Here is a 16,023-nt window from a genome sequence, read left to right as displayed (position 1 = left end):
TTTCATGCAATTTTTATCACAATAACTTGAACTGGGTCAAAATGTAAAAGATTAATTGAGGAGCTAAGTTGTAGTGTCAGGATATTGTTAAACAAGAAGGAAACATAAAATGATAACCATAGCTTTTTCTACTCACAGGTTAGAGGTTTTGAGTAGAGCAGAAAAGCTTATGTGGGAACATGATATCATTGCATTGGAAGAACCACCCCATCCGCTTTTTGATGCTATGTTGCGGGGTGAAGTGTCTGTCAAGGATTATGTTAGAGAAGCAGAATATGAGTTTCCTGAATTTGCCAGAGCCTCTTGTGAACTTTACCGTCGGCTTTATTGTCATGGTAAATCTATTGTTCAAGTGGATCCTTATATGGAACATCTCGCCTGGATTCATGAATTTTTCGCAAGCGGAGGAACCTCCGATGGTATTGATCCATCTAGCACTCACTGCAAAGTATACCAGATTGAGAGAAAAACCACGGCGGCTTTACTTAATTTTTACCGCATGTCATTGATCGGCACTTTTGAGGATGTGGTGCAATCGGTAAAAACCTTTGCTAAAGCTGATGCAGAGCGGATCAGCCTGAGAGATAAGATGAGAGCTGAATCTCTCGCTGTTAGAGCAACAACCACTTCAAAGCTTTATGTGGAAGCAGGCTATATCCATTTTGCTTTGCCTCGACACCTTAGAAAACTCATTCATTGTCGAAACCGAATTGAGATTGTTTTCCTTTTACGCCGTGAGACAGAAGAACGCATTGGATTAAAACAGGTGCTTGGTCCCGGCGATCGGTTGACTCTACTTTTTATGTTTCATCCGAATTGGAATGAGCCTCTCGCGGATCTTCTGGCAGCCCAGAGTCTAATTTTTGTTAAATTACTCAATAAAAATGAACTAGAACCCCAGAAAGGATCTTTTCCCCATCTTGATGACGAAGCTACAGCTTACCTCCTGACGAAAAATCTCTCCTGGGATGATTGCCGAAAACTCTGGCACACTGTAAAATTCCGACATCCCGAAGAAGCCAGAGAAATAGTAAAAATCTATTTAGGAAAGAAGCCTCTTCAGGATACACGTTCTACTTCGTAAATTTCCCGTTCACTTCTAAGCAATAAGAGCACTTTCTTTAAGTGTTCAACGTCTTTTACAGCAACTTTGAGATGTCCTTCGTGGGTTCCATCCGGAAGTGGACGGACATGAACGTCAACAACTTCTGCATCCATAGAACCGAGAGCCAGGCTAATGGTTGCAAGAGAACCCTTCTTGTTGGAGAAAACAATTCGCAGAGGAACAATGTATGGGGTTTGCTCAGTTGGAGTTTTAGTTTTTGCGTTATGATGCTTCCAGAGAAGAGGATCCCATTCCACATCAATGAGCCTTTCCTTTTCAGCCTGCTTTACGTTGTGGCAGTCTTTGCGATGTATTGTGACACCTCGACCTCGCGTTATGTAGCCCACTATGGGTTCTCCAGGCAAAGGATTGCAGCATTGAGCAAACCGCGTGAGTAAATCCCCACTTCCCAGTATTTTTACAAAGGATTTGGAGAGTCTTCCTTCCTGGGCGTGTGTTTCTTTTTTTAGCGGGATAGCTTCTTCAGGCTGAACCCGAACATCATCTGCACCTTTCCTATCCCGTGTTTCCGGAGCAAGACGCCCAAGGATCTGTAAGGGTGTTATTTTCTTGAATCCCACGTTAGCCAGCAGGTCATCGACGGATCCAAGAGAGAAACTTCGAGCCACTTCGAGTAATTTTGGAGAATTGAGATACTCGTTCAGGGAGATTCCTTTTTTCCTGAACTCCCGCTCGCAGAGTTCCTTTCCCTCAATAAGAGCTCTTTCATAAGCTTCAACTTTAAGCCACTGACGAATGCGGCTTTTAGCTTTTGAAGTTTTAACAAAGTTTAACCAGTCTCTACTGGGTCTTTGCTTTTTCGATGTGATAATTTCCACTACATCGCCGTTTTGTAATTCATACCTTAAAGGTTTGATCTCGCCGTTTACTCGCGCTCCAATACATCTGTGCCCGAGTTCTGTATGTATATGGTAAGCAAAGTCCACAGGTGTTGAACCTTTAGGAAGAACTTTTATGTCGCCTGCCGGCGTAAAAACGTAAACCTCGTTTGGGAATAGTTCTTTATCTACGAGTTGACGGAAAGCTTCCTTCAAGTGCTCCGGTGTATTTTGAGCTTCGAGAATGTTGCGAAGAGTGAGGTAACATGTTTGCTCGGCTATCCTGGAAGGATCAGCTTTTCCTTCTTTGTAAAGCCAGTGAGCCGCCACGCCTTCATTTGCTACTTTGTCCATCTCTTCGGTGCGAATCTGAATTTCCATTGGTTCGCCGTAAGGTCCAATAACTGTTGTGTGAATGGATTGGTAGCCGTTTGGTTTAGGGCGTTCAATGAAGTCCTTGTATCTTCCGGGGACAGGTTCCCAATGGCTCTGAATAATGCTCAGAACTTCGTAGCAATCTTCAACCTTTTTTACAATGATCCTGAAAGCGATGAGATCGTAAATTCTATTGAGATCAATCCGCTGGGCGAGCATTTTCCTGTAAATACTGTAAATATGCTTGGGGCGTCCCAAAACCTGAGCCTCGATACCGTGATGTGCTAGAATGGTGTAGAGCAGCCTTTTGACCTCTTCTATATAACGATTCCGATCTTCTTCCGTTATTGCTAACTTCTGCACTATACTACGGTAGGCTTCGGGTTCAAGAATGCGAAAGGAAATATTTTCCAGGTCTTTTTTTAACCATTCTATGCCGAGTCGAGCGGCGAGAGGTGCATAGACATCCAGGGTTTCCTGAGCGAGATTAATAATATCTGGCGTTCGAAGATTTTTGTCTGGAAAATCGTTCAAGAATTTCACGGCTCTTTTTATTTCGTCAAGACGATCTGCAAGTTTTACGAAGATGACCCGAATATCCTTGGAGATAGCGAGAAGCATTTTTCGGAAGTATTCTGCTCGGTGCTCTTTTTCTTCTTTTTCCTTTGTATCTCCTTTCTGAGCGTAGTTCAGGCGGTTTAGTCTGGTGACTCCGTCCACAATGCGAGCAATGTCTGGTGAAAAGGTGGAGCCTAAAACCGTCAGTGGATCGTTTTCCCCGGTTCCAAGTTTTTCAACCACATCGTGTAATATACCCGAGGCAATGGTTTCTTCATCAAGTTTCATATCCGAAAGAATTGATGCTACTGAAAGATTATGAACCAGGAAGCTGGATCTATTACCGTTTAGCGACTTAATATCTTTTGTTCGAAAATGATGCCTGTGAACCCGAGCGGAGAATACATAAGCCTTTTCTAGAAGACGAGTGTTAGCTTCTGGATGGTAGTCCAGAATTTTGTCAACGATTTGGAAGAAAAAAACGGATTCTTGTTTCACAAAATCTTCTCCCCTGTAATATTCTCTACTTCCTTAATAAGTTCGATTGTAAGGTCGCTTTCTGGGACGCTTCGGATATGTTTTCCCTCTTTAAAAATAATCCCTTTGCCACGCCCCCCGGCTATACCAACGTCTGCTTCTCGAGCTTCTCCAGGTCCATTTACAACGCATCCCATAATGGCAACCTTGATAGGCGTCTTTACTTTGGCTAGTCGTTCTTCCACTTCTCTAACTATTCGTATTAGATCAATTTCTGTTCGGCCACAGGTTGGGCAACTGATTATTTCTGCTCCTCGTTTTCTTAGTCCCAGAGCCCTCAGGATACCGTAAGCTATGGGAATTTCTTCTTCTGGTGGTCCTGTGATGGACACTCGAATTGTGTCACCTATGCCTTCATAGAGGAGGATACCAATTCCGAGAGCAGATTTAATTGCTCCTTGGACAGGAGAGCCCGCTTCTGTAACACCGAGGTGAAAAGGGTAGGGGATCTTTTTTGCCAGCAGTCTGTATGCTTCTATAGTATCAAGCACGCTGGATGATTTTAGAGAGATTTTTATGAGATTAAAGTTTAGAGCCTCCAGCATGTTAATATGTCTGATAGCACTTTCAACCATAGCTTCGGGCGTAGGTCCTCCGTATTTTTCTATAAGATCCTTTTCGACAGATCCACTGTTTACCCCAATCCTTATGGGAACTTGTCGCTCTCTAGCTGATTCAACTACTTTTCTGACTCGTTCAAAGCCTCCAATGTTACCAGGATTAATCCTTAAACCATCGACTCCAGCTTTGAGAGCTTCTAAGGCAAGGCGAAAATCAAAATGTATGTCGGCTATGATCGGTATAGAAACAGCTTTTTTTATTTTAGGAATTTGTTCAGCCGCTTCCATATCGGGGATGGCAATTCGCACAATTTCGCACCCTCGTTCTTCGAGCCTTTTTATTTGATCCACAGTAGATTTCCAGTCTCTGGTGTCCGTGTTGGTCATGGACTGAACAACAATCGGTGCATCGCCTCCTATAGCAACATCTCCGATGTTTATTTTTAAGCTCTGCCGACGTCCGTTTCCGATCATGCTTTTATTCTCCATTGCTAAACAAGTATGGTTTTAAAGAGCAACCCTTTTCACTTTTTTACAACTAGTAGACTGTAACAGAATTTGTTGGGCTTCCATGTTTACTTTAATCCAGTATTTCGTTGCAACTACACTCCTTATCTTTCTTTCATCTTTATTGTGTGCTAGAGATGAAAAATCGTAAAGAAGAAAAACCCAGAAGCGAAGGACTTGTGAAGGGGGAGTGCCGATGAAGAGAAACCCGATCAAGGTTTTAATGTGTGCATCGGAGATGCTACCATTTGCTAAAACTGGTGGACTAGCTGATGTTATGGGAAGTCTCCCTAAGGCTTTGAGAAAGCTTGGGTGTGAAGTGAAGGTATTTATGCCGCTCTATAGAGAGGTTAAGTCCCAGTGGTTTGAACAATATAGAAACGTCGAAATGATAGCTGATAAAATTTTTATTCCTGTGGGCATCCATCACTTTACCGTTTATCTCTGGAGAACTGTTATTGATCCGGGCATTGAAGTCTATTTTCTGGAAAAGGATGAATTCTTCGATCGATCTTACCTTTACGGAAATCCCGATCCTCAACGTGGTGATTATGAAGATAACGCTGAACGCTTTATTTTGTTCTGTAGAGCTGTTTATGCCCTTTGTGTTCATACCGATTGGTTTCCTGATATCTTTCATATACACGACTGGCAAGCATCTCTCGTAGCACCCTATTTAGTTCATCACTGGCGTTCCGACCCTCGATTTGCCACGACATCATGTATTCTTACGATTCACAACCTAGCTTTTCAGGGCATATTTCCTGGAACTTTCTTTTCTCTTACTCACCTTCCTCACCATGTTTTTACAATGGAAGGTATGGAATATTGGGGACAGTGCAATTTTCTCAAGTCGGGAATTGTTTACAGTGATTTTGTGACAACGGTAAGTCCTCGATATGCAGAACAGATTCAAACCGCAGAACACGGTTACGGACTCGACGGGGTGCTTAGAAATCGGCGTGATCGACTTGTGGGAATTCTTAACGGTATAGATTCAGATCTATGGAACCCTGCAACCGACCCCTTTGTTGTTGCTCACTACAGTATTGACAATCTTGAAGGCAAAAGAGCCTGTAAGAAAGATCTTTTGCAAACTCTTGGACTTCCGCTCGATTTGATGGATGTCCCTCTCTGCGCCACCATTGGCAGACTTACTCGCCAGAAAGGTTACGATCTAATTTACGAAATTGCTCCTCTTCTTTTTAAGCATAATGGAGCTCTGGTTATCCTCGGCAAAGGTGAACGAGAGCTTATGGAACTTTTTATTCGCCTGAAACAGGAATATCCCACCAGATGCGCTGCTGTGTTTGACTTTGATGAGCCTCTTTCTCATAAGATCGAAGCTGGAGCCGATATCTTCCTTATGCCTTCTCGATTTGAACCCTGCGGATTAAACCAGATGTATAGTCTTCGCTACGGAACCGTGCCGGTAGTCCATGCTACAGGTGGACTTGACGATACTGTAGATGATGTGTTGCTTCACCCGGAAGGCGGAACGGGGTTTAAGTTTTACGCTTACGGAGTTGAATCTTTCTGGGAAGTGTTAAAGGATGCATTAAAGCTTTATGAGAATAAGACTCTATGGAGAAAGATCCAGATTAACGGTATGAAAAAGGATTATTCATGGGATAGATCTGCTAGGTCCTATCTGGAAGTTTATGAAGCTATACGAAGAAAGCCTTAAAAAATTCCCATCCTCACCTTAAGAACGGCGAGGATGGGGAAGATATAAGCTTTTTATTTAATCATTTCTTGGACATGCTGACGCATAACCTTTTTATCCAGTTTTCCTACGCTGGTCTTGGGTATAGCATCCACGAAAAGAATCCTGTCAGGTATTCCCCATTTGGATATTGAGCCTTTTTCAACTGCTTCCATATATACTTTCTTGAGGTCTTCTTCTGTTACTTTTCCTGCATATTCAGGTTTTAAGACCACTAGCACCACGGGACGTTCACCCCATTTTTCATGGGGAACTCCAATGGCTGCAGCTTCGCTTACGGCTTCGTGTTTCAGGATGATATTTTCAAGGTCTAGAGATGAAATCCATTCCCCGCCTGTTTTTATAACATCTTTTATGCGATCGGTTATTTTAAGATAACCCTGTGGGTCGATATATCCAACGTCTCCCGTGTGGAGCCATCCTCCGGTCCATAATTCTTCACTTTTTTGTGGATCTTTGAAATATCCTTGAGTCAACCACGGGCATCGAACCACCACTTCACCAGTTGATTTGCCATCGTTGGGAAGTGGTTTGCCTTCAGGGTCGATGATCTGAATATCTACAAGAGGTATTGTCATACCGGTTTTTGTTCGGATTTTTACCTGTTCATCTACACCCCAATTGAGCATGTGGGGCTGAAGGTATGCAAGAGTCAGCACAGGGCAGGTTTCGGACATGCCGTATCCTGTTATCACATCTATACCACGCTCCATAGCTGCTTTACACAACGCTTCCGGTAAAGCAGAACCTCCGATGATAACTTTCCACTGGCTTAGATCAACATTTTTAGACGCTGGATGAGAAAGAAGCATGTGTAATATAGTTGGCACGCAGTGACTAAAAGTAACTTTTTCTTTTTCTATAAGCTTAAGAAGCATTTCAGGTTCGTATCTACCAGGATAAACCTGTTTACATCCCATCATTGTCGCAACATAAGGAAGTCCCCAGGCGTGAACATGAAACATAGGAGTTATTGGCATGTAAACGTCTTTTCTATGGAAGGCATCTCCACCGGGCTTTAGGATAGCCTGAGCGGAAGCTCCAAGAGTGTGAAGCACAAGTTGACGATGGCTGAAATATACGCCCTTCGGAAGACCCGTCGTTCCGGTGGTATAGAATAGGGTTGCCATTGTGTTTTCGGGAAGGTCTTCAAAATCATAGTTGGGTGATGCCTTGGAAAGAAGATCTTCGTATTCACCCGCAAGTTCAAGAGATGTCTGAACCGGTTGAGGAATATCCTGAAGCAGTACGATATGTTTTACAGTCTGGAGTTGCGGCTTTATTTTTTCAACTATGGGAAGGAAGTCCGAATGGACAAGAAGGACTTCGTCTTCTGCGTGGTTTATAGTGTAGAGAATCTGATCAGGAGATAACCTGATATTCACTGTGTGAAGCACTGCTCCCATCATGGGGATTGCAAAGTAGCATTCCAGATATCTATGCGAGTCCCAATCCATTACGCCGATGACCGTTCCAGGTTTGACTCCAAGAGAAGATAACACATTAGCGAGACGTCCAATTCTTTCAAAGAGCTCGACATAGGTCATTCGTTTAAGATCCCTGTAGACAATTTCCGTGTCTTTTGCTATACGCTTTGGCGTGTTTAAAATGTGTTTGATAATAAGCGGAAAATCATAAGCGGAAGCGGTTTTTGTGATGATCCTAGGTGGCATAGTTCCCTCCCTCTTGGTTTGATTGTGACAAAGTAAAGAGTTAGTTTGATGTATTGTGGGGAAATGGTAAAAGGCAAAGGTATGTTCTATTAAAAAAGATATAAGATTTCCCCTTCTCCTTCCCCAACCCTTACTGGCTTTATAAAAATTTTCACATTAAGTCAAGAAATTGAAAAAGGTATTTGAAAAAGTCCTTATCTCTTTAGTAATGCCGCATTCTTAGCCACTACCAATGATGTTATTCAGCAAAACTGTGGGTTGTTGGAAAAATTTATCCTAATTCAAAGGGGGACTATATGCTGGGTCCAAGTTGGTTAAACACATAAAGTTATGCATATAGAAGTATGATCAAAGATTCTCACGAAGATTTTCTTACTGCTTCCTCCTTTGAGTAGATTGTTAGATGATGTTTGAAAAACCCTGTGTTTTTGACATATCAGAACATTTTAAAAATAAAAAGGGGAAATTCGCGGAATTACGAATTTCCCCGAGAACTTCTTTATTAGATTAAATCAATCTAGAACTTCCAGAGAAGCTGAGCACCAATTTCATAGATATTGTCATCGTCAGAAGATCTTGTAAGAGCATCATCAGCAATAAGATAAGCACCAACAAGTCTCAATTCGAGACCATCAACAACCTTTTGGTCGATGTAGAGGTTGAGTTCATGTCCCAGAGAGTCATCTCTTTCGCCTCTTTCATTGGCGACAACCTTCTTGTATGTTCCAAGATAGTAGTAGTTTAGAGTAACTTTTGTGGTGTCAAGTGCCTGCCAGGCAGCGCCAACTTTGATGGTCCAGAGGTTCCTGGGAGCATCACCCATATCGTAGTTGCCGCGATTTGCAACGCCACCACCCATCTGATAAGAAGAACCTTCACTCCAGTAAGGCTGTCTTGCACCACCAACATTGTCATCGAGCGTTCCGATACCAGCAATTTCAGACCAATAATGGGAGCGACCAGCAGGATAAGCAAACTTATCACTTGCTACGAAACCGCCCAGGCTCAAAGTGAATGGAGCCATGAAGTAATCAATATTTCCTTCTACTAACCAGCCTTCGTAGTCTTCATCATTATTAGTTCCTGCTATGTCGTAACCACCAAAGTTTTTAACGAAATTGAGGTAAGCAGCAAGCCAATCCATTTTGTAGCTAACTGAAAAACCAAGGTCTATAAGCTCGTTGTTTTTCTTGTTAACAACAGGGGTTCCAGAAATGGATTGATTGCCAGCGTAACCAATATAGTTAGGATAACCAAAATCAGTATCGTGTGCGTTCTGATAAAATAGCACACCCGCCAGGCTCAATGGGCCTTCAGCATACTTCAATTCCAGGAAGAAATCATCCATGTCGTTGAAGTCATTAATAACGTCCTGATTAAGAGCTGCAATGTAACCGAAACGAACCTTAACGGGATCTAGAGATGCATTGAAAACAGCCGCCGAAAAATCATCTTCAATAATCCAGCCGCTCAAAAGAGATAATCCCTGCACACCCATCTGGGTTCTAACTGGAGTGTTAGGAATCGCAAAATCGATGTAAACATTTTTCATTTCGAGGTTTACAGCGTCTGCTCCAATATCACCACCGCCGTGACGACCAGCCATCCCACTATAAGCACGTTCAAATCCCCATTGAGTATCAGCTTCCCATTTGGTTACAAGTTTAAGGTTTTCACTTCCGATGAAGTCAAAATACATACGGATTCTCTGATCGATCCACCATGCCGTGTCATCTACATCGCTATTAGCATCCATCATGTTGTCTTTGTCCTGGATACGCCAGCGATACATACCGCCATACTTAAACTCAACGGCAAAACTGGGCGCTACCAACGCTAAAACTGCCAGAATAGCTACAAAACTAATTAAATACTTTCTCATAGCCCTTTCCTCCTCTCTTTACCGTTCAGCCCTTTCGCTTCTTGCGAAACCATTTACGCACTTTCAAGCATTCAAAATGCCTTGATTTTTGCCCCTTTCACCTCCTTCCAAAATTTAACTTTTGCCTGGAGACCCACTCTAAAAATCGCTTTTTTATATCTTGCAATAACTTAGTCTGTCAATAAGTTTTTGATGGTGCTTTAAAATAAATGAAGTTGTTGATGTGTGGCCATCTGTATGTAGGTACCCATATCGTAGGAGTGCATTTGACTATTCTCCTGTATGTCCAAAATGAGAGAGACTTTTTGAAAAGTCTCGTAGGTTTTTGTTTAATTAGCCCTTCTTTAGAAAATACCCGACAAAGACCAGACAAAAATCCTTTCAGGCAAATCTAAAAAATTCTAGAATAATTTTTTTGAATATGGCAACGGAGAAAAGCTAATTTAAGCTCAAATCTGAATTTATAAAGATGAAAGGACAGCAGTTGGTTATAGAGGTTAGAAATCTCAAAACTTACTTTTTCTCAGAAATTGGGATTATTAAAGCCGTAGATGGAGTAGATTTTTCTCTTCCGCCAAAAAAAATTCTGGCTCTCGTTGGTGAATCCGGTTGCGGCAAAAGTGTTACGGCTCTTTCTTTGGTTCGTCTAATACCCATTCCTCCGGGAAAGATCATAGATGGGGAAGCTTGGTTTTGCGGGGTGAATCTTCTTGCCTTGCCAGAGGAACAATTGAGAGATTTTCGTGGCAACAAAATAGGCGTCGTTTTTCAAGATCCTATGTCGGCTCTAAATCCTGTTTTTAAGATAGGAGATCAAATATCAGAGGGTATCATCCGTCATGGTAAGATTGGCAAGACTCAGGCGAAAGAATGCGTAATTGATCTGCTTTCACAGGTGGGCATTTCCTCTCCCCAAAGAGTTTACGAAAGCTACCCTCATCAGCTTAGTGGTGGTATGCGGCAGCGTGTCCTTATTGCTATGGCTGTATCTTGCCAACCAAGAATGCTTATAGCTGATGAACCTACAACGGCTCTTGATGTTACCGTCCAGGCTCACATCCTTCGACTTCTTAAGGATATGCAAGAGAAAAATAATCTGGCTATTCTCTTTATAACTCACGACTTTCGAGTAGTTGCAGAAATCGCAGACGATGTGGCAGTTATGTATGCAGGGAAAGTTATTGAGTATGCCTCAGTAAATGAGTTGTTTAATTCCCCTTTACATCCTTACACTCAAGCTCTCATGAATTCCATTCCGGGAATATCTGCTAGCGAAACGAAAAATTTAAAAGCTATTCCCGGATCTGTTCCAAATCTTTTGGACCTCCCTTCCGGGTGTGCTTTCCATTCTCGCTGCTCGAGAGCGTTATCTCTTTGTCGATCCGAAGACCCTCCCTTTTTCCGTAGTGGAAGCCGTTCTGTTAAGTGCTGGCTTTATCTTAAAGAAAATATGTCCGCAGGATAGTAAAAGAGGAAAAATTCATGATGTCTGATATTGTCATTACTACAGAAGGTCTCTCGAAATTGTATGAATTTTCGAAGGGCATTTTTTCTCGAAAAAAGGCAGTTATTCAGGCTGTAAGCGATGTAAATCTTCGGATAAAGATGGGAGAAATCTGCGGAGTTGTAGGAGAAAGCGGCTGTGGGAAGTCGACTCTGGGACGCCTATTGGTGGCTCTTGAACATCCAACAAGTGGTAGAGCCTTGTTTCGGGACGAAGATATTTCCAGACTATCAGGTAAAGCTTTGAAGGCTTTTCGGAAGAGAGTCCAGATAATCTTCCAAGATCCTTCCGCTTCTCTTAATCCTCGACAACCCGTGGGGACCGCCATCGAGGAAGGGCTTGTAATCCATAATCTGGGATCTCGTAGAGAAAGGCGAGAGCAAGTTAGAGCAATGGCTGAAGTAGTGGGGCTTAGTTACGATCAACTTAAACTTTATCCTCACGAGCTAAGTGGGGGACAGCGTCAAAGAGTCTGTATTGCTCGAGCAATCATTCTTAGGCCGGAATTTCTAATTTGTGATGAACCTCTTTCGGCTCTGGATGTTTCAATCCAGGCTCAAATTATCAACCTGCTTCTGGACCTTCAGGAGCGCTACAACTTAACTTATCTTTTTATAAGTCATGATCTTTCAGTTGTGCGACACCTTGCGGACAGAATAGTGGTTATGTATATGGGATATGTGGTAGAAGAAGCCCCAAAAGAAGAACTTTTTTCACATCCCATCCACCCTTACACGCAACTTCTATTACGTTCTATTCCTGTGAGTCATCCAGCTTTTAGGGAAAATTTTCGGTATGATCCAGCGGAATTTCTGCGTCCATCTTCCGAGAATCAAAATATTGCTGGTTGCCCATTTGAACCGCGCTGTCCTGTGCGGCAAAAGATTTGCAGAGAAAATGTCCCTAGCTTAAGGGAAATATCTCCTTACCACTATGTTCGATGTGTGATGGCTTAGCTATTCGTATGAATGATAACTGCATGATAGCATCGGCCGGTATGAATTGCTTGACTTTATCGCAGATTTTTCATAAACTTTGGCAAAAATTTGGATTCTTTGATGCGCGCCTGTAGCTCAGGTGGACAGAGCAGCGGACTTCTAATCCGCGGGTCGGGGGTTCGAATCCTCCCAGGCGCGCCAAACTTTTTCAGACTAAGGGATTTTTCTGTCCCCCCTATTTGCAACTTAAATAGCATATTCCATCAGGAGTTTCGACGGCGTAAGGGAAGAATTTGCGGCGAAGCCACATAGCAACATTAACGAGGCTTATGAGAACAGGCACTTCAAGCAGAGGACCGATTACCGTTGCAAAAGCTTGATTCGATCCAATCCCAAAAATTGCTACAGCCACAGCAATCGCAAGTTCAAAGTCGTTACTTGCAGCCGTAAAAGACATAGCTGTAACCTGCCCATAATTTGCCCTCATTTTGTAAGTTATGAAGAAGGTAATGAACCACATGAAGAAAAAGTAAATGGTGAGAGGTATGGCAACTCGGATTACATCAAAAGGTAACCTTATGATGTATTCACCTTTGAGAGAAAACATGACTATGATGGTAAAGAGCAAAGCAATTAGAGTTATAGGGCTGATCTTGGGGATGAAGGCATTATCATACCAGTCGTAACCTTTCGCCTTAATAAGCGTGAAGCGAGTTATTACGCCTGCTATGAAGGGTATACCAAGGTAAATAAAAACGGTTTTGGCCGCTTCGGCAATGGATATGGAAACCTGAAGTCCTTTAATCAAGCCAAGCCAGTTAAGCCCAAGAGTAATGAAGATATAAATATAGACTGCATAAAACAAAACCTGGAAGACTGCATTAAAAGCTACCAAACCCACGGCAAGCTCTCGATCTCCCTCGGCAAGCTCATTCCACACAATTACCATAGCAATACATCTGGCAAGTCCTACGAGAATAACCCCAATCATGTATTCGGGATAGTTTTTTAATAATAACACGGCGAGGAGGAACATTACGATGGGCCCAACGATCCAGTTTTGTATGAGTGAGATCGCCAGAAGTTTTTTGTTTTGAAATACTCGCCCCATTTTTTCGTATTTTACTTTTGCAAGCGGTGGATACATCATAAGTATGAGCCCAATAGCTATTGGTATAGAAGTGGTACCCCACTGTAGCTCTGCTATAAACTGAGTCACCATAGGAGCGAAGTAACCGATGGCGATACCAGCAATCATGGCGAGGAAAATCCAGAGGGTAAGAAAACGATCCAGTAACGAAAGTTTTTTCTCCATGAGAGATTCCTCCTCACTTTTCTATTTTTGTTCACTAAGTTTGTATGCATAAATGGCAATATATGATGGGCCAGTAATTGTCAAGATAAGGAGTAAAACAATGAAAGAAAAAGGCGAAAGTTTTACCGCTTTACGTGCAGCACTCTATCGGGCAGCTCACCAGTTATTTGACGAAATCATAATATTTAGAGACCCAATATCTATACGGATTCTTTATCCTGATGAAAAAACATTTTTGAAACAAGATGTTCGATGGTCAGCTTCTCAAGGACTTCCAGCTATTCTCAGATCTTTTGTCGCTGTAAGAAGCCGCTATGCCGAAGATAAACTGAAGGATGCCATTGCAAAAGGTGTTAGACAGTATGTAATTCTTGGGGCTGGTTTGGATACTTTTGCCTATCGTAATCCCTGGAGCTTCCTAAAAGTTTTTGAAGTTGATCATCCCGAGACTCAAGTTTTTAAGCTCCAGCGACTACAAGACTCCTCAATCCAGATACCATCCAATCTAACCTTTGTTCCAATGGATTTTGAATCTCAAGATCTTGGAGAAGTTCTTTTAAATTTTGAGTTTGATCCTTCGCTACCTTCTTTTTTTTCGTGGCTTGGAGTCACGATGTATCTTTCCGAAGATTCGATCATGAAAGTCCTTCAAACTGTTGTGTCTTTACCTGGTGTAGTGGGTATTGTTTTTGACTATATTTCCTCTAAGCATGCTTCGTCACCGGCTTATGCTTTTTTTAAAGCTCGCCTTGAACAAATCGGGGAACCAATTCGAAGTAACTTAGATCCTGAAGTTTTTGGAAAAGCCATGGAATCGATAGGATGGCGCGTGGAGGAAGATCTTGATTCGGTAAAACTCAATGAGCGGTATTTTGGAGGAGGTGAGCTTATTAAAGGAAGTGGACGAATTGTTTACACAGTTAAAGCCTAATCACGTCACAATAAGTCGCAATAAATCGTGATTATGTCGTGATTCTGTCTGTAGCGCATGGTTTTTTCAATTCGAGAGCAAGATCTTTCTAATTTTCGCTAGAGAGCGAGACAATGGCATAGATCTTGCTCCAATAGTTATGCAGAAGAAGGAACGAAACTCTTTCCTCCTCGTCTCGCTAACCGGTTTAGCCCCGCCGGTTAGCATTTTTATTTGGTGCAAATAAAAACCTGATGCTATTAGGAAATTATCTCTTAAAAGTTTGAGATCTTTTTAATTCCCTACGTTTTAGGGATGTTGGAACAAGATCATTGGAGTAGTGCCTTATGAGTAGGGGTATGGCATGTCATGTCTATACGATAGAGCAACCGCTATGGTTATCGGCACGATCTTTTCCGAACACCCTCTCACAAAAGTCTTGACTTCTGTAAAACAGTGAGCTAATAAATTAGCGACATTAGGGAGCGGGAATAACTCAGCGGTAGAGTGCAACCTTGCCAAGGTTGAAGTCGCGGGTTCAAATCCCGTTTCCCGCTCCAGTTCTAAAGAAAGCATGTCGGAATGTTAAGCAAAAAAGAGTGTCTTCGCCGCTTTTATCAGCATTTCCAGCCTGATGATCGAGTCCTTATAACCATTGATCCAGATCCAGACGCAATAGCATCGGCTTTAGCTGTAAAAAGGCTTTTGTGGCGCCGTGTTGCTCATACAGCTATCGCCAACATAAAGCCGATAAAACGCTGGAACAACATAGCGATGGTTAAACTCCTGAAAATTCCACTCCAGGAAATATCCTCTATCTCAAAAGATGATTATTCAAAGTTCGTCCTTGTAGATGGACAGCCTCACCATTCTGATGTTTTTAAGTCTTTTTTCTATGACGTCATTATTGATCATCACCCTTTACCAGATGTCTTCTATCCGTGTGTGCCCTCTGAATGTAGTCTTGACAGAAAACCTTTTGTGGACATACGACCTTCCTATGGATCTACATCGACTATTCTTACGGAGTATTTGAAAACCAACGGTATAAAGCCATCCACGTCCCTTGCCACAGCTCTTGCTTACGGTATCAAGACGGATACCAGGAATTTCGAGCGGCAGACCCTTGAAGAGGATATTCGGGCCTTTCTTTTTTTGTATCCTTTTGTTAATCGGTATATCCTTAATAAAATTGAAATTTCTGACCTCTCAATTGAAGATTTAAAATATTTCGATGACGCTTTCAAATATTACACAATTTCTAAGCACCGAGTCTTGGTGTGTCTTGATGAGGTGCCCTCCCATGATATTCTGGTAATTCTTTCCGAATTTTTTTTGAAGCTTCATGAGATTTCCTTCAGCATCGTGGCTGGAATAGTTGATAGTACTCTTGTTATTGTCGGTAGAAGTGATGGCAAGAGGCATATAGGGGAATTTTTGAAGAAAGCCTTTGGCAACGCTGGATCTGCCGGTGGTCATGCGGCAATGGGAAGAGCCGAGGTTTCTCTGGAGTATATAAAGAAAAAATATTCTGTTTCCAGGTGTGGTCGTCGCATTATTCAGCAGTTTCTTTTCTCATCTATGGATTGGTGAG

11 protein-coding genes and 2 tRNA genes are annotated in these 16,023 nt (G+C 42.3%); 8 read left to right on the top strand and 5 right to left on the bottom strand.

Going from position 1 to position 16,023, the window contains the following annotated elements; translation table 11 throughout:
- Positions 1–109: 109 nt before the first annotated feature.
- The gene (locus WHS38_08900; protein ID MEJ5301089.1) at positions 110–1,084 is read left to right on the top strand and encodes a hypothetical protein; all 975 of its coding nucleotides are present in this window, start codon (positions 110–112) and stop codon (positions 1,082–1,084) included.
- Here WHS38_08900 and WHS38_08895 read toward each other — a convergent pair.
- Positions 1,060–3,375 (bottom strand): bifunctional (p)ppGpp synthetase/guanosine-3',5'-bis(diphosphate) 3'-pyrophosphohydrolase, encoded by a 2,316-nt coding sequence (locus tag WHS38_08895; GenBank protein ID MEJ5301088.1) that lies wholly within the window; start codon positions 3,373–3,375, stop codon positions 1,060–1,062. The two genes, WHS38_08900 and WHS38_08895, sit on opposite strands and share 25 nt — an antisense overlap.
- On the bottom strand, positions 3,372–4,448 hold the full coding sequence (gene ispG / locus WHS38_08890) for a flavodoxin-dependent (E)-4-hydroxy-3-methylbut-2-enyl-diphosphate synthase (GenBank protein MEJ5301087.1): 1,077 nt from the start codon (positions 4,446–4,448) through the stop codon (positions 3,372–3,374). Before ispG ends, WHS38_08895 begins: the two co-directional genes overlap by 4 nt.
- Before the next feature lie 229 nt (positions 4,449–4,677).
- On the opposite strand from ispG, the gene glgA reads away from it, so the two are divergent.
- A complete protein-coding gene (gene glgA, locus WHS38_08885; GenBank protein ID MEJ5301086.1) occupies positions 4,678–6,168 on the top strand; it encodes a glycogen synthase GlgA in 1,491 nt (496 codons plus the stop codon).
- 53 nt (positions 6,169–6,221) lie between these two features.
- On the opposite strand, the gene WHS38_08880 is transcribed toward glgA, so the two are convergent.
- Positions 6,222–7,880, bottom strand: a complete 1,659-nt coding sequence (locus WHS38_08880; GenBank protein MEJ5301085.1) for a fatty acid--CoA ligase — start codon at positions 7,878–7,880, stop codon at positions 6,222–6,224.
- Between the two features lie 517 nt (positions 7,881–8,397).
- Positions 8,398–9,762 (bottom strand): hypothetical protein, encoded by a 1,365-nt coding sequence (locus WHS38_08875; protein MEJ5301084.1) that lies wholly within the window; start codon positions 9,760–9,762, stop codon positions 8,398–8,400.
- A 469-nt stretch (positions 9,763–10,231) separates the two neighbouring features.
- On the opposite strand from WHS38_08875, the gene WHS38_08870 reads away from it, so the two are divergent.
- The 3 genes from WHS38_08870 to WHS38_08860 all read left to right on the top strand — a co-directional run bounded on the left by WHS38_08870 (position 10,232) and on the right by WHS38_08860 (position 12,405).
- Positions 10,232–11,227 carry an ABC transporter ATP-binding protein gene (locus WHS38_08870; protein ID MEJ5301083.1) on the top strand — a complete coding sequence of 332 codons (996 nt, stop codon included), beginning with the start codon at positions 10,232–10,234 and terminating at the stop codon, positions 11,225–11,227.
- Positions 11,228–11,244: 17 nt separating this feature from the next.
- Complete coding sequence (locus WHS38_08865) at positions 11,245–12,222, top strand: oligopeptide/dipeptide ABC transporter ATP-binding protein (GenBank protein MEJ5301082.1); 978 nt, start codon at positions 11,245–11,247, stop codon at positions 12,220–12,222.
- A 106-nt stretch (positions 12,223–12,328) separates the two neighbouring features.
- Positions 12,329–12,405: transfer RNA gene (locus tag WHS38_08860), tRNA-Arg, on the top strand.
- Positions 12,406–12,439: 34 nt separating this feature from the next.
- Here the strand turns inward: WHS38_08860 and arsB are convergent.
- The gene (gene arsB, locus WHS38_08855) at positions 12,440–13,519 is read right to left on the bottom strand and encodes an ACR3 family arsenite efflux transporter (GenBank protein ID MEJ5301081.1); all 1,080 of its coding nucleotides are present in this window, start codon (positions 13,517–13,519) and stop codon (positions 12,440–12,442) included.
- A gap of 100 nt (positions 13,520–13,619) precedes the next feature.
- Between arsB and WHS38_08850 the strand changes: the two genes are divergently transcribed.
- The 3 genes from WHS38_08850 to WHS38_08840 all read left to right on the top strand — a co-directional run bounded on the left by WHS38_08850 (position 13,620) and on the right by WHS38_08840 (position 16,022).
- Positions 13,620–14,450: a class I SAM-dependent methyltransferase gene (locus WHS38_08850; GenBank protein ID MEJ5301080.1), complete on the top strand. Its 831-nt coding sequence runs from the start codon at positions 13,620–13,622 to the stop codon at positions 14,448–14,450.
- Between the two features lie 464 nt (positions 14,451–14,914).
- A tRNA-Gly gene (locus tag WHS38_08845) sits at positions 14,915–14,989 on the top strand.
- Positions 14,990–15,011: 22 nt separating this feature from the next.
- Entirely contained in the window at positions 15,012–16,022 is a 1,011-nt protein-coding gene (locus WHS38_08840; protein MEJ5301079.1) for a DHH family phosphoesterase, read from the top strand.
- The last annotated feature ends 1 nt before the right edge of the window (position 16,023 follow it).

Source organism: Thermodesulforhabdaceae bacterium, assembly GCA_037482015.1.
Lineage (GTDB): Bacteria > Desulfobacterota > Syntrophobacteria > Syntrophobacterales > Thermodesulforhabdaceae > JAOACS01.
The sequence above is the reverse complement of the archived record's forward strand: the minus strand, read 5'-3'. Positions and strand labels throughout refer to the sequence as shown.

What these genes read in the sequence shown, in the direction of transcription:
- WHS38_08900 (MEJ5301089.1), top strand. Translation starts at nt 110, where the DNA reads ATGATAACCATAGCTTTTTCTACTCACAGGTTAGAGGTTTTGAGTAGA.
- ispG (MEJ5301087.1), bottom strand. Translation starts at nt 4,448, where the DNA reads ATGATCGGAAACGGACGTCGGCAGAGCTTAAAAATAAACATCGGAGAT.
- glgA (MEJ5301086.1), top strand. Translation starts at nt 4,678, where the DNA reads ATGAAGAGAAACCCGATCAAGGTTTTAATGTGTGCATCGGAGATGCTA.
- WHS38_08880 (MEJ5301085.1), bottom strand. Translation starts at nt 7,880, where the DNA reads ATGCCACCTAGGATCATCACAAAAACCGCTTCCGCTTATGATTTTCCG.
- WHS38_08875 (MEJ5301084.1), bottom strand. Translation starts at nt 9,762, where the DNA reads ATGAGAAAGTATTTAATTAGTTTTGTAGCTATTCTGGCAGTTTTAGCG.
- WHS38_08870 (MEJ5301083.1), top strand. Translation starts at nt 10,232, where the DNA reads ATGAAAGGACAGCAGTTGGTTATAGAGGTTAGAAATCTCAAAACTTAC.
- WHS38_08865 (MEJ5301082.1), top strand. Translation starts at nt 11,245, where the DNA reads ATGATGTCTGATATTGTCATTACTACAGAAGGTCTCTCGAAATTGTAT.
- arsB (MEJ5301081.1), bottom strand. Translation starts at nt 13,519, where the DNA reads ATGGAGAAAAAACTTTCGTTACTGGATCGTTTTCTTACCCTCTGGATT.
- WHS38_08850 (MEJ5301080.1), top strand. Translation starts at nt 13,620, where the DNA reads ATGAAAGAAAAAGGCGAAAGTTTTACCGCTTTACGTGCAGCACTCTAT.
- WHS38_08840 (MEJ5301079.1), top strand. Translation starts at nt 15,012, where the DNA reads ATGTTAAGCAAAAAAGAGTGTCTTCGCCGCTTTTATCAGCATTTCCAG.